Genomic DNA, 14456 nt, shown 5'->3' with positions numbered 1-14456 from the left:
CCTATTTTTATTTCTTAGGCACAAAAAAACCGTTAGAAAATATCCAACGGTTTCTGTATGTATTTGTTTATTTTTATTCGATATCAAAGATAACTTTTTCAGTCTGGTCCTTTAAATCGTCTATGTTCGTATTGTTATAAATGATGCAGTCTGCCAATTTAATTTTATCCTTTTCAGGCATTTGTTTTTCCATAATAGCCTGTACTTCGCGGTAGGTTTTGCTATCCCTGTCCATGACTCTTTTTATTCTGATATTATCTTCAGCAGTTATCAGAAGAGATTTGTAGCATTGCTGGTTTAGCTTTAATTCAAACAATAATGCGGTCTCTTTAAAAACCAGATATTTGGTCTGCTTTTTAAGCCAGTCTTCGAAATCAATCCGCACAGCAGGATGAATGATTTCATTTAACTGATGAAGGAGTTCCTTATCATTAAAGACTTTCTCGGATACTGATTTTCGGTCATAAAGCCCATGCTCGTCATATGCTTCATCTCCTAAAAGTGCTTTTATTCTCAGCTTTAAACCATCATTTTCATTCACAATGGCTTTGGCACGTTCATCTGAATAGTATACCGGGAACCCGAACTCTTCAATAAAACGGGCAACGGTCGTTTTTCCCGAACCGATACCGCCGGTCAGGCCGATTACCTTAGGTCCCGATAACGGGTCAGGCTCTGTCTTAAGATTTTCTGAATGTAATTCTTCCATATTAATAACTAATATCCGAAAACATCATTAAAACTGAAAGTCTCATCAAGCCTCACTCCTTTTTCAGTCATTTTAAGGCTGGCCAGCTCATGGTTTGCATCATGTTCAAAAAACAATAAATATTCATTATCTATGCACTGCTTCAGGAATTTTGCCTTTTCCTCTACCGTCAAAAGAGGTCTCGTATCATATCCCATTACATATACCGGATTGATGTGGCCGGCTGTAGGGATGAGGTCTGCTGCAAAAACAACTGTTTTTTCCTGATACTGAATAACCGGGAGCATTTGTTTTTCCGTGTGGCCGTCTACAAAAATCACATCCATTTTCAGATCAGGCATGAAGCCATAATTTCCTGTATTGGGAAGAGATACAAAGTTTAGCTGTCCGCTTTCCTGTATCGGAATGATATTTTCCTTCAGGAAACTTGCCTTTTCTCTTGCGTTAGGCTCAGTAGCCCATTTCCAGTGGTTTTCATTTGACCAGAACTGTGCGTTTTTAAAAGCCGGTCTGTATCCTGTTTTATCGTCATTCCATTCAATGGCGCCGCCACAATGGTCGAAATGGAGATGGGTAAGGAAAACATCAGTAATATCCTCCCGTATAAAACCGTATTTCTTTAGGTTTTTATCCAAATGATCGTCTCCCCAAAGCGAATAGTGTCCGAAAAATTTTTCATCCTGCTTATTTCCAAGCCCGCAATCGATCAATATTAATTTTTTTCCGTCTTCCACAAGAAGGGAACGGGTTCCCAGTTCGATCAGGTTTCTTTCGTCTGCAGGGTTTGTTTTTTCCCACAGACTCTTTGGGACGACTCCGAACATGGCACCGCCGTCCAGTTTAAATTTCCCACATTGTATTGGATATAATTTCATATAATATTAGATTTTATTGTGTTTTATCTTGCAGCCGTTTCATCTGATCGGCTATTTTTCTTTCATTGTCATTCCCGTGTTCAAGATGTGAAATGATGTTCCGGAAGTCATCTTCTTTTCTGTTCTGTGAAAGTTTCTGATTAATAAAAATTTCATCCGGAATAATTTTTATTCCGAAGGCCCCCTGCATTTCTTTTCTTACAAATGAGCTTCCCATATCTTCTAACATGACAGGGCATTTTTGAGCATTTTCAAATTTGGTTGTTAACTTATCCAGGTGGCTGTATAATTCCTCCTGATTCATCAACTGCACCTTTCCACGAATCTGTACGGCTTCATAATTCCACGTTGAAACATTGATGTGGTCATACCAGCTGCTTGAAATATAACTGTGTGCTCCCAAAAAATCGCATAAAACCTCATCACCGTCTTTTAGCGTTTTTGCCTGCGGATTAGCTCTTGATACATGGGTTTCAATATAGATATTCTCAGGATCATCTTCATTAAGCAGCATCATTGAATGAGTCGCCCGGATTTGATCAACAGAAGAAATTAATAAAGCAAAAGCATTCTCTCTGATGATTTCTTTCATCAGGTGGTAATCCTCACTTCTGTATATTTTTGGGATAAACATAATTTCTTAATTTTTAACTGTAAATCTGACGATTTTATAAAAAAGTCAAAGATTTAAGACTGAATTAAAGCTTGAATTTAAAATAGTTCTCCCGGATTTTTAGGGATGGCAATATTTAAATGCTTATATGCTTTTTCAGTCACTTCTCTGCCTCTCGGAGTTCTGATAATAAATCCCTCCTGGATTAAAAACGGTTCATATACTTCTTCAAGCGTTTCCGGATTTTCTGCAATGGAAGTTGCCAATGCCGAAATTCCTACAGGTTTTCCTTTGAAATTTTCAATCATGACACGCATGATTTTATTATCCATCTCATCAAGGCCAAACTCATCTACATGTAAAGAATCAAGAGCATATTTGGTAATGTTGATTTCAATTTCACCGTTTCCTTTAATCTCGGCAAAATCCCGGACTCTCCTTAAAAGAGCATTGGCAATCCTTGGAGTTCCGCGGCTCCTTCTGGCGATCTCAATAGCTGCATCTTCATAGATTTTTACACCTAAAACTCTTGCACTCCGGATAATAATCATAGACAAGAGCTCAATGGTATAATATTCGAGCCTGCTTTGTATCCCGAACCTTGCCAGCATCGGTTTGGTCAGCATTCCGCTCCGGGTGGTGGCTCCAACTAAAGTAAATGGATTCAGTCCGATCTGAACGCTTCTCGCATTCGGGCCGGTTTCCAGCATGATGTCTATTTTATAGTCTTCCATGGCAGAATACAGATATTCTTCCACAACCGGGGAAAGACGGTGGATTTCATCAATAAAAAGAACATCATTTTCCTCAAGATTGGTCAGAAGGCCAGCCAGGCTTCCCGGCTTATCCAGTACAGGACCCGATGTAATTTTGCAGTTAACACCGAGTTCATTAGCTATAATATTTGCTAGGGTAGTTTTACCCAAACCGGGAGGACCATGCAATAAAACATGATCCAGGGCGCCGCCACGTCTTTTGGCAGCATTTACAAAAACCTCAAGATTCTCCAAAGTTTTTCTCTGTCCTGCAAAATCTTTAAAGCTCTGCGGACGGATCTGCTCTTCCTGCATGAGTTCATCATGAGAAAAATTATCTTTATCGGGATGTAAAAAATCAGGCATTAATTCAATTTCATTTACCGTAAAGATAGGAAAATTTGAGGTTGAGATCGAGGAAAAATTAAGATTTGAGAAGAAGAGATTTTTTGATTATTTTAGAGGGAAAATTTAAAGATAAGAAAGTGTCAGTCTTATTTCAATCTGGATTCTTTTAGGATAATGTATGAGTATATAATATTCCGTCCTTAAAATCAGATCATAGCCGACATTATTAAAAATTAGCAGTAAATCCGATACATGAAACTTATAGGCCCTTTCAGGCAGGTGATAACCCTGGCAAATCTTCCGTTAAGAGGAAAACTTTCCGATGAGCAAATTGACATCATCACTGACGGAGGAATTCTCATCAATAATGATAAAATTCAACAAGTCGGAAATTTTGAAATTTTGAAATCTCAAGATCCAACTGTAGAAATCGAAACTGTTGAAGATGTGCAAATTGTACTTCCTGCCTTTGTAGATTCTCACACCCATATTTGCTTTGGCGGAAACCGTGCCAATGACTTTGCCATGCGGAATGCAGGAAAAACCTATCTGGAGATTGCTGAAAGCGGAGGCGGAATCTGGAGCTCGGTACAGCATACCCGGAATGCTTCGGAAGAAGAATTATTAAAAACATTATTAGAAAGGATTGATTTTTTAATTTCTCTGGGAATTACAACCATTGAAGTAAAAAGCGGTTATGGTTTGGACGTTGAAAATGAACTGAAAATGCTTCGGACGGTTAAAAAAGCCCGGGAACAGACAAAGGCAACATTGGTTCCCACCTGTCTTTCTGCGCACCTGAAGCCAAGGGATTTTGAAGGGAACAATGAAGAATATCTGCAGTATATTCTTGTTGAAATTCTGCCTAAAGTAAAAGAAGAAAATCTTGCCAAACGTGTGGATATCTTTATTGAGAAATCAGCGTTTCAACCCGAAGAAAGCAGGGCTTTTTTACTTGAAACTAAAAAGCTAGGTTTTGATATAACCGTCCATGCAGATCAATTTACACCCGGAAGTTCCAGGATTGCTGTGGAGGTCGGAGCAAAATCTGCAGACCATCTTGAAGCAACGGCGGACGAGGATATTGAATTTCTAGCACAATCGGAAACCGTGGCTACTGCATTACCAGGAGCAAGTTTAGGTTTAGGAGAAAAATTTACTCCTGCCAGGAAATTACTGGATGCCGGTGCTGTTCTGGCTATTGCCAGTGACTGGAATCCGGGATCCGCACCTATGGGTAATCTGATTACTCAGGCTTCGGTTTTGGCAACATTTGAAAAACTCACGACAGCGGAAGTTTTAGCGGGTATTACTTTCCGTTCAGCATTTGCTCTTGGACTGGAAGACAGAGGTAAATTACAAAAGGGGTTGAAGGCGGATTTTATTACTTTTAAAACCGACAATTTCCAGAATATCCTGTATCAGCAGGGAAGCCTGAAAACAGCAGATGTATATATTGATGGAGTAAAACGAATAGAATAAATGGGAAAAATAATTGTTTATGTTATTGGCCTTGTCATATCATTTTATTCAATTTTGATTTTAGCTGATGCTTGGCAATATATATGCTATTACTTAATCTCTTTAGAGAAAGAATTAAAATTAACCTCAATATTAATTTGCGGTATATGGTTATAAGTTTTTTTTGTTTAAATATTCTATTTATCTATTTCTTTTTAAAATGTATAAGTAGTATTTTTCAATTATTTAAAACCTCTATTTTAAAAAAAAGAATTTAAAATGATCTGGCAAGGAAGATTAGACGGTGAAGAACTTCTTTATCACAGGATATTTCAGAGAGTAAGTGAAGAAAGTAATTACGATGCAATTTCAACGAATGATTTCGTTTTACACGGATTTGCTGTAGATGAAGGTGTTAGAAGAAATAAAGGCAGGCAGGGAGCCAAAGATGCTCCGGATATCATTAGAAGAAATATGGCTAATTTTCCGGTTATTCTTCCTGATTTTTCATTGCTGGATTTCGGTAATATTACCTGTACTGACGGCAATCTTGAACATACGCAGAATGATCTGGCCAAAAAAGTTTCCAAGGTTTTACTGAAGGGCGGCAAGTCAGTGGTCGTAGGCGGGGGACATGAAGTTACCTATGCTCATTATTTAGGAGTAAAAACGGCTTTCCCCGAACAGAAAATCGGAATTATTAATATTGATGCCCATTTCGATAACAGGCAGCCCGAAAGCGGAGTAGGAGCAAGTTCCGGAACCGGGTTCTGGCAGATTGCACAGGAAGGGGAAATCAATTCGCTGCATATCGGGATCCAGAGAAATTCCAATACGCTTAAGCTGTTCGATACCGCTCATCAATACAAGATGAAATATATTCTGGCTGATGAAATCTTTTTTGAAAACCTTCCGTCCGTATACCAGCGTATTGATGATCTGCTCGACACAGTGGATTATCTTTATCTTACCATTTGTATGGATGTTTTCAATGCTTCAATTGCACCGGGAGTTTCAGCTTCTGCATACAACGGGCTTTTCGCTGATGCTTCATTTATGCATTTTTACAGACACATTTTAAAAAGTAACAAACTCTTGGCTTTAGACGTGGCAGAAGTAAATCCTTCTTATGATATCCAGGACAGGACGGCAAGATTAGCAGCAACACTTATTAATGAATGGTTTATGGCGTAATACATTACCATAGATAAAATCAGTATACCACAAAGGTGAGGGGAACAATATTTGATATTCTTTCGATGCTTAAAAAAGCATTACTTACTCACTGAATTATCTGAATTTAGACAGATCGACATTATGGAACAATTAATTGAAAATAAACTAATTAGAGCGGATAATACGTTTAAAGAATGGAAAAAAGTGCCGTTTGAAGACCGCCAGAAATATATAGCCAAAGCTGCAGGAATACTGAAAGCAAATTCCGAAAAATACGGAAAGATCATTACTTCAGAAATGAATAAGCCGATCTCACAGTCGATTGCTGAAGTGGAAAAATGCGCCTTGATGATGAATTATTATGCAGACGCAGAAAATATTTTACAACCTGAAAAAGTAGAATCAGAATATCATTATTCTGAAATTCAGTATGTTCCTAAAGGCGTAATTTTAGGGGTTATGCCATGGAATTTTCCTTTCTGGCAGGTATTAAGATTTGCGGTGCCGGCTATCCTTGCTGGGAATACAGTTGTGCTTAAGCATGCTTCCATCTGTTTCGGAAGTGGCAATGCCATTGAAGACGTATTATTGGAAGCAGGTTTTCCCGAAGGTGTCTTCCAGAATCTTGAAATCGGGCACCGAGATGTAAAAGAGGTCCTGGAACATAATGCCATTGCAGGAGTAAGCTTAACCGGGAGCGAAAGAGCCGGCGCTGAAGTGGCTTCCATTGCAGGACAAAAAATTAAAAAATCACTGCTTGAATTGGGAGGAAGTGACGCTTTTATCGTTCTTGACGATGCGGATCTGGAAGAAGCAGCAAGAGTAGGAGCGCAGGCAAGGCTTCAGAACTGCGGGCAGACCTGTGTAGCTGCCAAAAGATTTATTATTGATGAAAAAATAGAGGATACCTTCCTTCCTAAATTTATTGAAGAATATAAAAAGTATGTTCCTGCTGATCCTTTGGATAAGGAAACCAAAATTGCTGGGATGGCAAGGCCTGACCTTGCAGATGACCTTGAAAAACAATTCCGGAAAGCGCTGGAACATGGTGCAGAAATTATTATTCCGCTTGAAAGGATTTCCGATAATGAATTCAAACCGGGACTGATCCGGGTACAGCCGGGAAACCCGATTTTACAGGAAGAGCTTTTCGGACCGCTCGGAATGGTGATGATTGCTAAAGATGATCATGATGCTGTAGAGATCGCGAATAATATCCCTTTTGGTCTTTCCAATTCGGTCTGGACAAAAGACAGCAGCCGGCAGTTATTCTTTATTGATAACTTAGAATCGGGAACTGTCAATATTAACAGAATGACAAGTTCTGATCCGCGTTTCCCGTTCGGCGGTACCAAAACTTCAGGATACGGTACGGAGCTTTCCTTGCTGGCTTTAAAAGAGTTTGTAACACCAAGAACAATTGTCGGAAATTAATGTTTACATAAAAATATCTTATTATTTAAAAAATAAGACTCTGTATAAAAATAAAAAGCTCGTGGACATTTCCGCGAGCTTTTATGTATACCTGATCGTTGATCAGAATATTCTATACCGATTAAACTGTAGTTAATCTTAATGTATTCGTTTTACCACCTTCATAAGATGGGGTTGCATTAATATTGATGACAAAATCGCCGGACTCAATATAACCGTGGTTATGCGTCAGCATATTCACCTGGATAATCGTTTCATCAGTAGATTTCTTCATGTCATAATAATAGGCATGAACGCCCCAAAGCAGGTTCAGCATAGTGATGACTCTTCGGTTTCCACTGTATACAATGATATGGGAGTTCGGTCTGTGGGCGGCCAGCTGAAATGCAGTATATCCTGAGCTTGTCAGTGTAATAATGGCTGACACATTGGTCGTTTTAGCAATTCTTACCGCTGCAAGACATACCCTGTTCGTAATAAATCTCTCATCAATACAGTTGAAGTCTTTCTCAATCGGCTCGTTCTTATGCTGATAAAAATGAGTCGTCTCAATATTTTTTACAATTTTAGACATATTTTCAACCACCTGAATAGGATATCTTCCTACAGATGTTTCTCCGGAAAGCATAACGGCATCTGCACCATCCAATACCGAATTGGCCACGTCATTTACTTCTGCTCTTGTTGGCGTTAAGCTGTTGATCATGGTCTCCATCATTTGGGTAGCAATGATGACCGGCTTGGAATAGAATCTTGCTTTTTCAACCAATGTTTTTTGAATTGCAGGAACTTCTTCCATTGGAACCTCAACGCCCAAGTCACCACGGGCCACCATTAATCCGTCACATTCCAATAAAATTTCCTCAATATTTTTTACCCCTTCAGGCTTCTCGATTTTTGCAATAATCGGAGTCTTGAATTTTCCGTTAGGATGTTTTGAAATTAATTCTTTAAGGTCTATGATATCCTGTGCATGGCGCACAAAAGAAAGAGCAATCCAGTCTACATCATAATCCAGCATGAAATTAGCATCCTGAATATCCTTTTCCGTTAAAGCAGGAAGAGAAACTTGTGTATTGGGCAGGTTAACCCCTTTTTTAGAGCTTAAAGGCCCTCCCTGAATGGTTTTAGCTTTTACCGTATCTATTCCGTTGGTTTCGGTAACTTCAAGAACCAGTTTACCATCATCAATAAGGATCCTTTCCCCGGCCTTTACATCCTGAGGAAACTGCTGGTAGGTCATATAAACTCTGGTCGAATCCCCTTCTATTTTTTCATTGGTAAAAGTTAGGATATCTCCGGGATTAAGGTAAGAACCTTCTTTTACGACTCCTACTCTTAATTTCGGACCCTGAAGGTCACCCAGAATTCCTACGGAAAAACCGTATTCTTTGTTGAGTTCTCTGATGATCTCAATATTTGATCGAACTAAATCATAGTCTGCATGAGAAAAGTTGATTCTGAAAATGTCAACACCTGCTTTCATTAACCCCAACATAACTTCTTTCGACGATGACGCCGGACCAAGTGTCGCGATAATTTTTGTCTTCTTTAAATACTTATTCATAATACTGGATAATTTGATAAAGCTCTTCTTCTGAACTTAATATATAATCTTGAATCGGAAACACAAGATTTTCAGGGAGCAAAATTACGGAAAAATCAGGAAACTGTTCTGAACTGTGCAAAATATATTGCACTTCTGCCTGATTATTTAATAAAAATTTAATGTTTTCTTCTTGTAGGAAGAGCTCAGTGTGTGTTTTTTTTTGTCTACTTTCAAAAGACCGGTTTGAAATAAAAGTAAAACAGGTTTTTGAAAATTTATGGTAGGCCTCGAATCTTGAAAAATAATAATCATAGTAAGACCCCTGAAAGATGAAATCATCAATCCGTTTGAAATTTAGGTCATTTTTCTGGTTTACGGTATAGAAAAACTCATGGTCGGGGATATGCTTTGCCAATCTTACCAATCCGATGGTAATATTTTCAAATTCTATATCGTCAGGATCATAAAGTTTTTGAATTTCCAAGTATGTTTTCTTTTTTATTTAAGATATAAAATGCCCTCTGCGCTGCCTTCTCTTCCGCTTTTTTCTTGGAAGTTTCCGTAGCATTGGCGATTTTCTCTTCTCCGAGCCAGACATGACAGCGAAAGACAATCGATTTATTGACCTGGATTTCCTCGCAGGTCTCGTATTTTATATTCAGCTTCTTCTTCTGGCTCCATTCGAGCAGCAATCCTTTGTAGCTGACAATTTTATTTTCAAGTTTATTGATCTCGGTCGCTGTCAGCAACCTTTCCAGGATGATCCTTTTGCAGGTTTCATATTGGAAGTCTAGATAAACCGCACCAATTAAGGCTTCAAATAAATTCCCGGCGATATTTTCCCCTAAAGCTACGGAATTCTGTTTCTGCAGCAGATCGGTCAGCTTCAGGTCTTCACCCAGTTTATTGAGGTTCTTCCTGTTCACAATCTTAGACTTCATTTGTGTCAGGTATCCTTCATTGGCTTGAGGATAGGTATGAAACAGATGGCAGGAAATGATGGTGCCCAAAACAGAATCTCCTAAAAACTCCAGCCTTTCGTAGTTGCTGTCTTTGTTTTTAGAAGAACTTTTTACAGAAAAAGCTTCACGGTAGAGCGCAATATTTTGTACCTCGGTACCAAGAATCTTGCTAAGATGGGTACTGAGAAAATAATCTCTCTCCGTTAATGTTCTTTTTCTTTGCTTGAGAAGGAATTTAGAAAAGTATTTCTGTAACTCCATTCAGTAAAATTAGATTTTCGTAAATAGAACGCAGGCGTTGTGCCCGCCAAACCCGAAAGTATTGCTCATGGCTACTTTTACATCTTTCTTCGCAGCTTCATTGAACGTAAAGTTCAGTCTGCTGTCGATATTCTCATCATCAGTAAAATGGTTGATGGTAGGAGGAACAATACCATGAATAATCGTTCCTAACGCAGCAATTGCTTCAATAACCCCTGCAGCACCCAAAAGATGTCCGGTCATTGATTTTGTAGAATTAATCTGAATGTCGAAAGCGTGCTCTCCCAATAATTTTGAAATGGCATTGGATTCTGCGATGTCACCTAATGGAGTAGAGGTACCATGCATATTGATGTGGTCTACTTCATCAGCTGTTAAGCCTGCGTCTTCCAGGCAGTTCTTCATTACCAGGTAGGCACCTAACCCTTCAGGATGAGGAGCGGTCATGTGATGTGCATCTGCACTCAGACCTCCTCCTTTTAATTCTGCGTAAATTGTTGCACCACGTTTTACTGCATGTTCATATTCTTCAAGAATGATACACCCTGCGCCTTCGCCCAGTACAAACCCGTCTCTGTCTTTATCAAAAGGCCTTGAAGCGGTAGTAGGATCGTCATTTCTTGTAGAAAGCGCCATCATCGCATTAAATCCGCCGACACCGCTTGCTGTAACGGCTGCTTCAGAGCCTCCGCATACAATGACATCAGCCTTTCCAAGCTGGATCAGCATTTTGGCGTCAATTAAGGCATTTGCTGAAGATGCGCAGGCAGAAACCGTTGTGTAATTCGGCCCGTGGAAACCATATTCGATTGAGATATGCCCAGGGGTGATATCTGCAATCATTTTAGGAATGAAGAACGGATTGAACCTCGGAATATCCGTGTTAGCCCATCCTAAGACTTCAGTTTCAAATGTTTCCAGTCCGCCGATTCCTGAACCCCAGATTACTCCGACTCTGTTTTTATCTACATGATCTTCAATAATCCTTGAGTGGCCTACTGCTTCTCTGGCAGCTACCAGTCCAAGCTGGGTATTCCGGTCCATTTTTTTAGCTTCTTTCTTATCGAAATGCTGTAGCGGATCGAAATTCTTCACCTCGCAGGCAAATTTTGTTTTAAAGTTTGTGGCATCAAAAAGAGTAATCGGAGCGGCACCGCTCTCGCCTTTCAACAGGTTTTCCCAGTATTCTTTTGCATTATTCCCAATCGGCGTTATTGCTCCAAAACCGGTTACAACTACTCTTTTCAATTCCATAAACTTTGTTTAATGTTCTTTTTTGTTGAAGAATATTATTTATTTACTACTTCTTCGATATAAGCGATAGCGTGACCTACAGTAGTAATTTTTTCAGCCTGATCATCAGGGATTTGAATGTTGAATTCCTTTTCAAATTCCATGATTAATTCAACTGTATCCAATGAATCAGCTCCTAAATCGTTAGTGAAGCTAGCTTCAGGAGTCACTTCAGTTTCTTCAACGTCAAGCTTATCAGCGATGATAGCTTTTACTCTTGATGCAATGTCTGACATAGTAAATTATTTTTTTAATTGTTAGATGGTGCAAATATATAAAATTCTTTACGATAAAACATTTTTTTAGTCTTTTTTGTGCCCTGTGGGTACTTATTTTATGTGTACGCAGTTTAGTGTTTTAGTTTTCAACAGTTTATAGGGTGTTGTTTTACAATTATGCATTATTGGCGGTTAAATAAAATTTTATTCTTGACATAGCAATGTGATAAATAGGTCATTAATCCATTTGTATGAAAGGATATTTTACCTCATCTTTGATACTGATTTAAATTTGGGAAGCCCTTATCGGTAGGTAATGAGTTCATTAAGAATTCCTGATTCTATCTTATCTTAAATCCAAAATCCATAATAAAAGATTCCCCTTACATTTTAATGAAAAAATTAATCTTCATTACGCTGTTTTTTATTTCTGCTTTAATTTTTTCCCAAACCAAAGGAAAGGTGATTAAAATAAATGACGGTGACACCGTTATTGTTTTACTGGCCGGTAACCGTCAGGAAACCTTGAGGCTGGCTGAAGTAGACTGTCCCGAGAACAGCCAGGCGTTCGGAAAAAATGCTAAACAGTTTACCGGTACGCAGGTGTTTGGCAAAACCGTTACTTTTTACAGCCTGGGAAAAGACCGGTACGGAAGGACTGTCGCCGGAATCTTTTACGATGGTGATAAATATCTTTCCAAGGAAATCATTAAAGCAGGATTCGGATGGTGGTATTTCAAGGCTTCAAAAAATACGGAACTTCTGAAACTGCAGAATGAGGCTAAAACAAAAAAACTGGGCTTGTGGGCAGACCGGTATGCCTTCTCACCGTGGGATTTCAGGAAGGAAAAGAATAAAAAATAAAAAAGCGACGGTAAAAGGTCCGGGTAAAGATGCCAAGGCAGTTAAGTAATCCATGGGTTAACGGTAATATTTTTACCTTGATTCGCTTTGCCAACGATGACCGGTTTCGGCCAGATTTTTTTCACCTTTCTTCGGGTCTTGTTCGATAGTTGTTCGGAAAAAGCATGCTTTTTCCGAACAACTATCGAACAAGACCCGAAGAAAACCCATCATAAAATGATATAAACAGAGCGGATAAAACAACCTCTTTTTAAGAATGAAAAAAACGGACAGGCATATCCGTTTTGCAAGACCTTTAAAATGCAGAAATCTATTCAGGATTTAAGGGTGAGCAGGGGAGAGTGCTGCTTGCGCCGGAATGTGATATGTATTGCGCCATCTTGTGAAATACCTGATGTCATTGGCTGGTAGGTTTCCGTGCCTGTACTGATCCGGAGCCGCTGGATCGGCATCTGTTTTATAAAAATCATTGCCACGGTATTTTGTAAATGGCTGTTACAGAATACCGCGGCAATAAATTGTTAATCTTTTTAGTTAGTTTTTCAGATTACTCTGCGCCTGACTTGCAGAATGCGTCCCACGTAGTCCAGAAATGAGCATTGATTGCTCCCGGAGCCGGAGAAGTGCTGTCTGCGACAATTCCTACCATAGAAGCGCAGTTGGAGTTGCAGCCAATCTGATTTCTGCTTCCTTCCTGAGCAGGGATTTCGCGCCATGTTCCGGTAGAGCCGCTTAACAGTTCCACTTTGATGTCAAAAATTCCTGAAAGATTAGGGGTCTGAATCTCATTAGGCTTATCATTTGAAATCGTTTGGCTCCAGTTTCCCTGTGAAAAGGTTACCCTCCATTGGGTAATCATTTTAGCCGTATCGTTTTGCGGTGAAATATACACCAGAAATTGGGCTCCTCCTCCTAATTGTAATTGTCCTGAAGAGTTTGCATTGTAGCTTGTGTTTGTCTGTTCCATGTTATTGGTTTTATGGGTTGTTTTGTATTCCAAAGTAACGGAGAAAAACACATCCGCAGTAGCGTAGAAGTTACCAATTGTAAGGTTACGTATAAATACGATAGGGCAGGTTTGTAATAGGTTTTGCAATTCATCAATATTTTGGTATTTAAAATTCAAAATATTTTTCTCTTTGGAGGATTCTTACAAATTTCTTCTGTACTACTACAGTAATTGTTTACTCTTTTTACAATTAATATTTTAAGTAAAAAAGGAGCCCACGCCGTTGTATATACTGTTGGGTATTTAGTGAGTGTCCATATCACAACCTCACCCTGCGGGTGTACAAGCACCCTCGTTATTTTTTCAGCTATCCGATGATCAGTTCAATGCCTGCTTTTTCGGCTTTGTATTTTATTTTGGCCTGCAAATCATAATAACTCCAGTTTCGGAGCACGAATTCCTGTTCTTTGGCAATGCCGATCTTGTCTTCCTGGTTTTTAAGGATCAGGGTGCCCGCCTGCTGCCGGATGCAGAAATCGATCAGCTGCCGGCTGTACACATGGAGCCGGTGGCTGACATACTGGCTTTCCGGGTTTTCTGTTCTATACAATGCCTTCTGTTTCCGCTTGGCTCCTTTCCCGGAACGGACATAGGCAATGCCGGCCTGAATCCTCTTCTGGCTTGCCTGGATCGCCAGCCTACGGTATAAAAACTCCTCTTTTGACCCAATGTTGATCCGTACGTTGTTGGCTTTTGCTACGATGGGATGTTCGAGAGACAGGGAAGCTTCGGCAATGATTTCGGGTTTTACAAGGTGGTCTTCCTTTTCAAATTCAAATACTGCGAGCCAGTAGATCTTCCCGGCCTTCAGCTGGACCTGCGAGGTGCAGAGCTTGAGTTCTCCCCTTAACAGGTAGTGTCTCACTAACTGTGTAAGTTAAAAAGTTATTCTGGAAAATTTTGAGCCCTTACAGCTCAAAAAATTTTTC

General features: G+C 39.4%; 14 protein-coding genes and 1 pseudogene. 4 read left to right on the top strand and 11 right to left on the bottom strand.

The window, feature by feature from the left end; all coding sequences use genetic code 11:
• Nucleotides 1–73 precede the first annotated feature (73 nt).
• The 4 genes from coaE to ruvB form a co-directional block, all read right to left on the bottom strand.
• The gene (coaE, locus tag MKJ01_RS07145; protein ID WP_241613145.1) at nt 74–709 is read right to left on the bottom strand and encodes a dephospho-CoA kinase; all 636 of its coding nucleotides are present in this window, start codon (nt 707–709) and stop codon (nt 74–76) included.
• 8 nt (nt 710–717) lie between these two features.
• Complete coding sequence (locus MKJ01_RS07140; protein WP_241613147.1) at nt 718–1584, bottom strand: MBL fold metallo-hydrolase; 867 nt, start codon at nt 1582–1584, stop codon at nt 718–720.
• A gap of 13 nt (nt 1585–1597) precedes the next feature.
• On the bottom strand, nt 1598–2218 hold the full coding sequence (locus MKJ01_RS07135; protein WP_241613149.1) for an FMN-binding negative transcriptional regulator: 621 nt from the start codon (nt 2216–2218) through the stop codon (nt 1598–1600).
• 77 nt (nt 2219–2295) lie between these two features.
• Nucleotides 2296–3318, bottom strand: coding sequence for a Holliday junction branch migration DNA helicase RuvB (ruvB, locus tag MKJ01_RS07130; protein ID WP_241613151.1), 1023 nt, complete (start codon nt 3316–3318; stop codon nt 2296–2298).
• A 234-nt stretch (nt 3319–3552) separates the two neighbouring features.
• On the opposite strand from ruvB, the gene hutI reads away from it, so the two are divergent.
• The 3 genes from hutI to MKJ01_RS07115 all read left to right on the top strand — a co-directional run bounded on the left by hutI (nt 3553) and on the right by MKJ01_RS07115 (nt 7371).
• The gene (gene hutI / locus MKJ01_RS07125; protein ID WP_241613153.1) at nt 3553–4782 is read left to right on the top strand and encodes an imidazolonepropionase; all 1230 of its coding nucleotides are present in this window, start codon (nt 3553–3555) and stop codon (nt 4780–4782) included.
• A gap of 258 nt (nt 4783–5040) precedes the next feature.
• The gene (gene hutG / locus MKJ01_RS07120) at nt 5041–5955 is read left to right on the top strand and encodes a formimidoylglutamase (RefSeq protein WP_241613155.1); all 915 of its coding nucleotides are present in this window, start codon (nt 5041–5043) and stop codon (nt 5953–5955) included.
• Nucleotides 5956–6078: 123 nt separating this feature from the next.
• The gene (locus MKJ01_RS07115) at nt 6079–7371 is read left to right on the top strand and encodes an aldehyde dehydrogenase family protein (RefSeq protein ID WP_241613157.1); all 1293 of its coding nucleotides are present in this window, start codon (nt 6079–6081) and stop codon (nt 7369–7371) included.
• 121 nt (nt 7372–7492) lie between these two features.
• Here MKJ01_RS07115 and pyk read toward each other — a convergent pair whose 3' ends face one another.
• From pyk to MKJ01_RS07090, 5 genes are read right to left on the bottom strand one after another with little or no spacing between them, the layout of a single operon-like run.
• A complete protein-coding gene (gene pyk, locus MKJ01_RS07110; RefSeq protein ID WP_241613159.1) occupies nt 7493–8938 on the bottom strand; it encodes a pyruvate kinase in 1446 nt (481 codons plus the stop codon).
• Nucleotides 8931–9404: an IPExxxVDY family protein gene (locus tag MKJ01_RS07105; protein WP_241613161.1), complete on the bottom strand. Its 474-nt coding sequence runs from the start codon at nt 9402–9404 to the stop codon at nt 8931–8933. The genes pyk and MKJ01_RS07105 overlap by 8 nt, the downstream gene beginning before the upstream one ends.
• The gene (gene rnc, locus MKJ01_RS07100) at nt 9382–10143 is read right to left on the bottom strand and encodes a ribonuclease III (protein ID WP_241613163.1); all 762 of its coding nucleotides are present in this window, start codon (nt 10141–10143) and stop codon (nt 9382–9384) included. The genes MKJ01_RS07105 and rnc overlap by 23 nt, the downstream gene beginning before the upstream one ends.
• 9 nt (nt 10144–10152) lie before the next feature.
• Nucleotides 10153–11397 carry a beta-ketoacyl-ACP synthase II gene (gene fabF / locus MKJ01_RS07095; protein WP_241613167.1) on the bottom strand — a complete coding sequence of 415 codons (1245 nt, stop codon included), beginning with the start codon at nt 11395–11397 and terminating at the stop codon, nt 10153–10155.
• Between the two features lie 35 nt (nt 11398–11432).
• The gene (locus tag MKJ01_RS07090; RefSeq protein ID WP_002976354.1) at nt 11433–11672 is read right to left on the bottom strand and encodes an acyl carrier protein; all 240 of its coding nucleotides are present in this window, start codon (nt 11670–11672) and stop codon (nt 11433–11435) included.
• A gap of 375 nt (nt 11673–12047) precedes the next feature.
• Between MKJ01_RS07090 and MKJ01_RS07085 the strand changes: the two genes are divergently transcribed.
• Nucleotides 12048–12518: a thermonuclease family protein gene (locus tag MKJ01_RS07085; RefSeq protein ID WP_241613169.1), complete on the top strand. Its 471-nt coding sequence runs from the start codon at nt 12048–12050 to the stop codon at nt 12516–12518.
• A gap of 547 nt (nt 12519–13065) precedes the next feature.
• Here the strand turns inward: MKJ01_RS07085 and MKJ01_RS07080 are convergent.
• Both MKJ01_RS07080 and MKJ01_RS07075 read right to left on the bottom strand, forming a co-directional pair.
• Nucleotides 13066–13614, bottom strand: a complete 549-nt coding sequence (locus tag MKJ01_RS07080; protein WP_241613171.1) for a hypothetical protein — start codon at nt 13612–13614, stop codon at nt 13066–13068.
• Nucleotides 13615–13834: 220 nt separating this feature from the next.
• Nucleotides 13835–14377: pseudogene (locus MKJ01_RS07075) on the bottom strand (hypothetical protein); the annotation flags it as partial.
• Nucleotides 14378–14456: the final 79 nt, after the last annotated feature.

This window comes from Chryseobacterium sp. SSA4.19 (assembly GCF_022601875.1).
Classification (GTDB): Bacteria; Bacteroidota; Bacteroidia; order Flavobacteriales; family Weeksellaceae; genus Chryseobacterium.
Note: the sequence above shows the minus strand (reverse complement) of the source record. Positions and strands in the feature narration are given on the sequence as shown.

Bases quoted from the DNA above. Each gene is read 5' to 3' on its own strand.
- coaE (WP_241613145.1), bottom strand. From the start codon at position 709: ATGGAAGAATTACATTCAGAAAATCTTAAGACAGAGCCTGACCCGTTA.
- MKJ01_RS07140 (WP_241613147.1), bottom strand. From the start codon at position 1,584: ATGAAATTATATCCAATACAATGTGGGAAATTTAAACTGGACGGCGGT.
- MKJ01_RS07135 (WP_241613149.1), bottom strand. From the start codon at position 2,218: ATGTTTATCCCAAAAATATACAGAAGTGAGGATTACCACCTGATGAAA.
- ruvB (WP_241613151.1), bottom strand. From the start codon at position 3,318: ATGCCTGATTTTTTACATCCCGATAAAGATAATTTTTCTCATGATGAA.
- hutI (WP_241613153.1), top strand. From the start codon at position 3,553: ATGAAACTTATAGGCCCTTTCAGGCAGGTGATAACCCTGGCAAATCTT.
- hutG (WP_241613155.1), top strand. From the start codon at position 5,041: ATGATCTGGCAAGGAAGATTAGACGGTGAAGAACTTCTTTATCACAGG.
- MKJ01_RS07115 (WP_241613157.1), top strand. From the start codon at position 6,079: ATGGAACAATTAATTGAAAATAAACTAATTAGAGCGGATAATACGTTT.
- pyk (WP_241613159.1), bottom strand. From the start codon at position 8,938: ATGAATAAGTATTTAAAGAAGACAAAAATTATCGCGACACTTGGTCCG.
- rnc (WP_241613163.1), bottom strand. From the start codon at position 10,143: ATGGAGTTACAGAAATACTTTTCTAAATTCCTTCTCAAGCAAAGAAAA.
- fabF (WP_241613167.1), bottom strand. From the start codon at position 11,397: ATGGAATTGAAAAGAGTAGTTGTAACCGGTTTTGGAGCAATAACGCCG.
- MKJ01_RS07090 (WP_002976354.1), bottom strand. From the start codon at position 11,672: ATGTCAGACATTGCATCAAGAGTAAAAGCTATCATCGCTGATAAGCTT.
- MKJ01_RS07085 (WP_241613169.1), top strand. From the start codon at position 12,048: ATGAAAAAATTAATCTTCATTACGCTGTTTTTTATTTCTGCTTTAATT.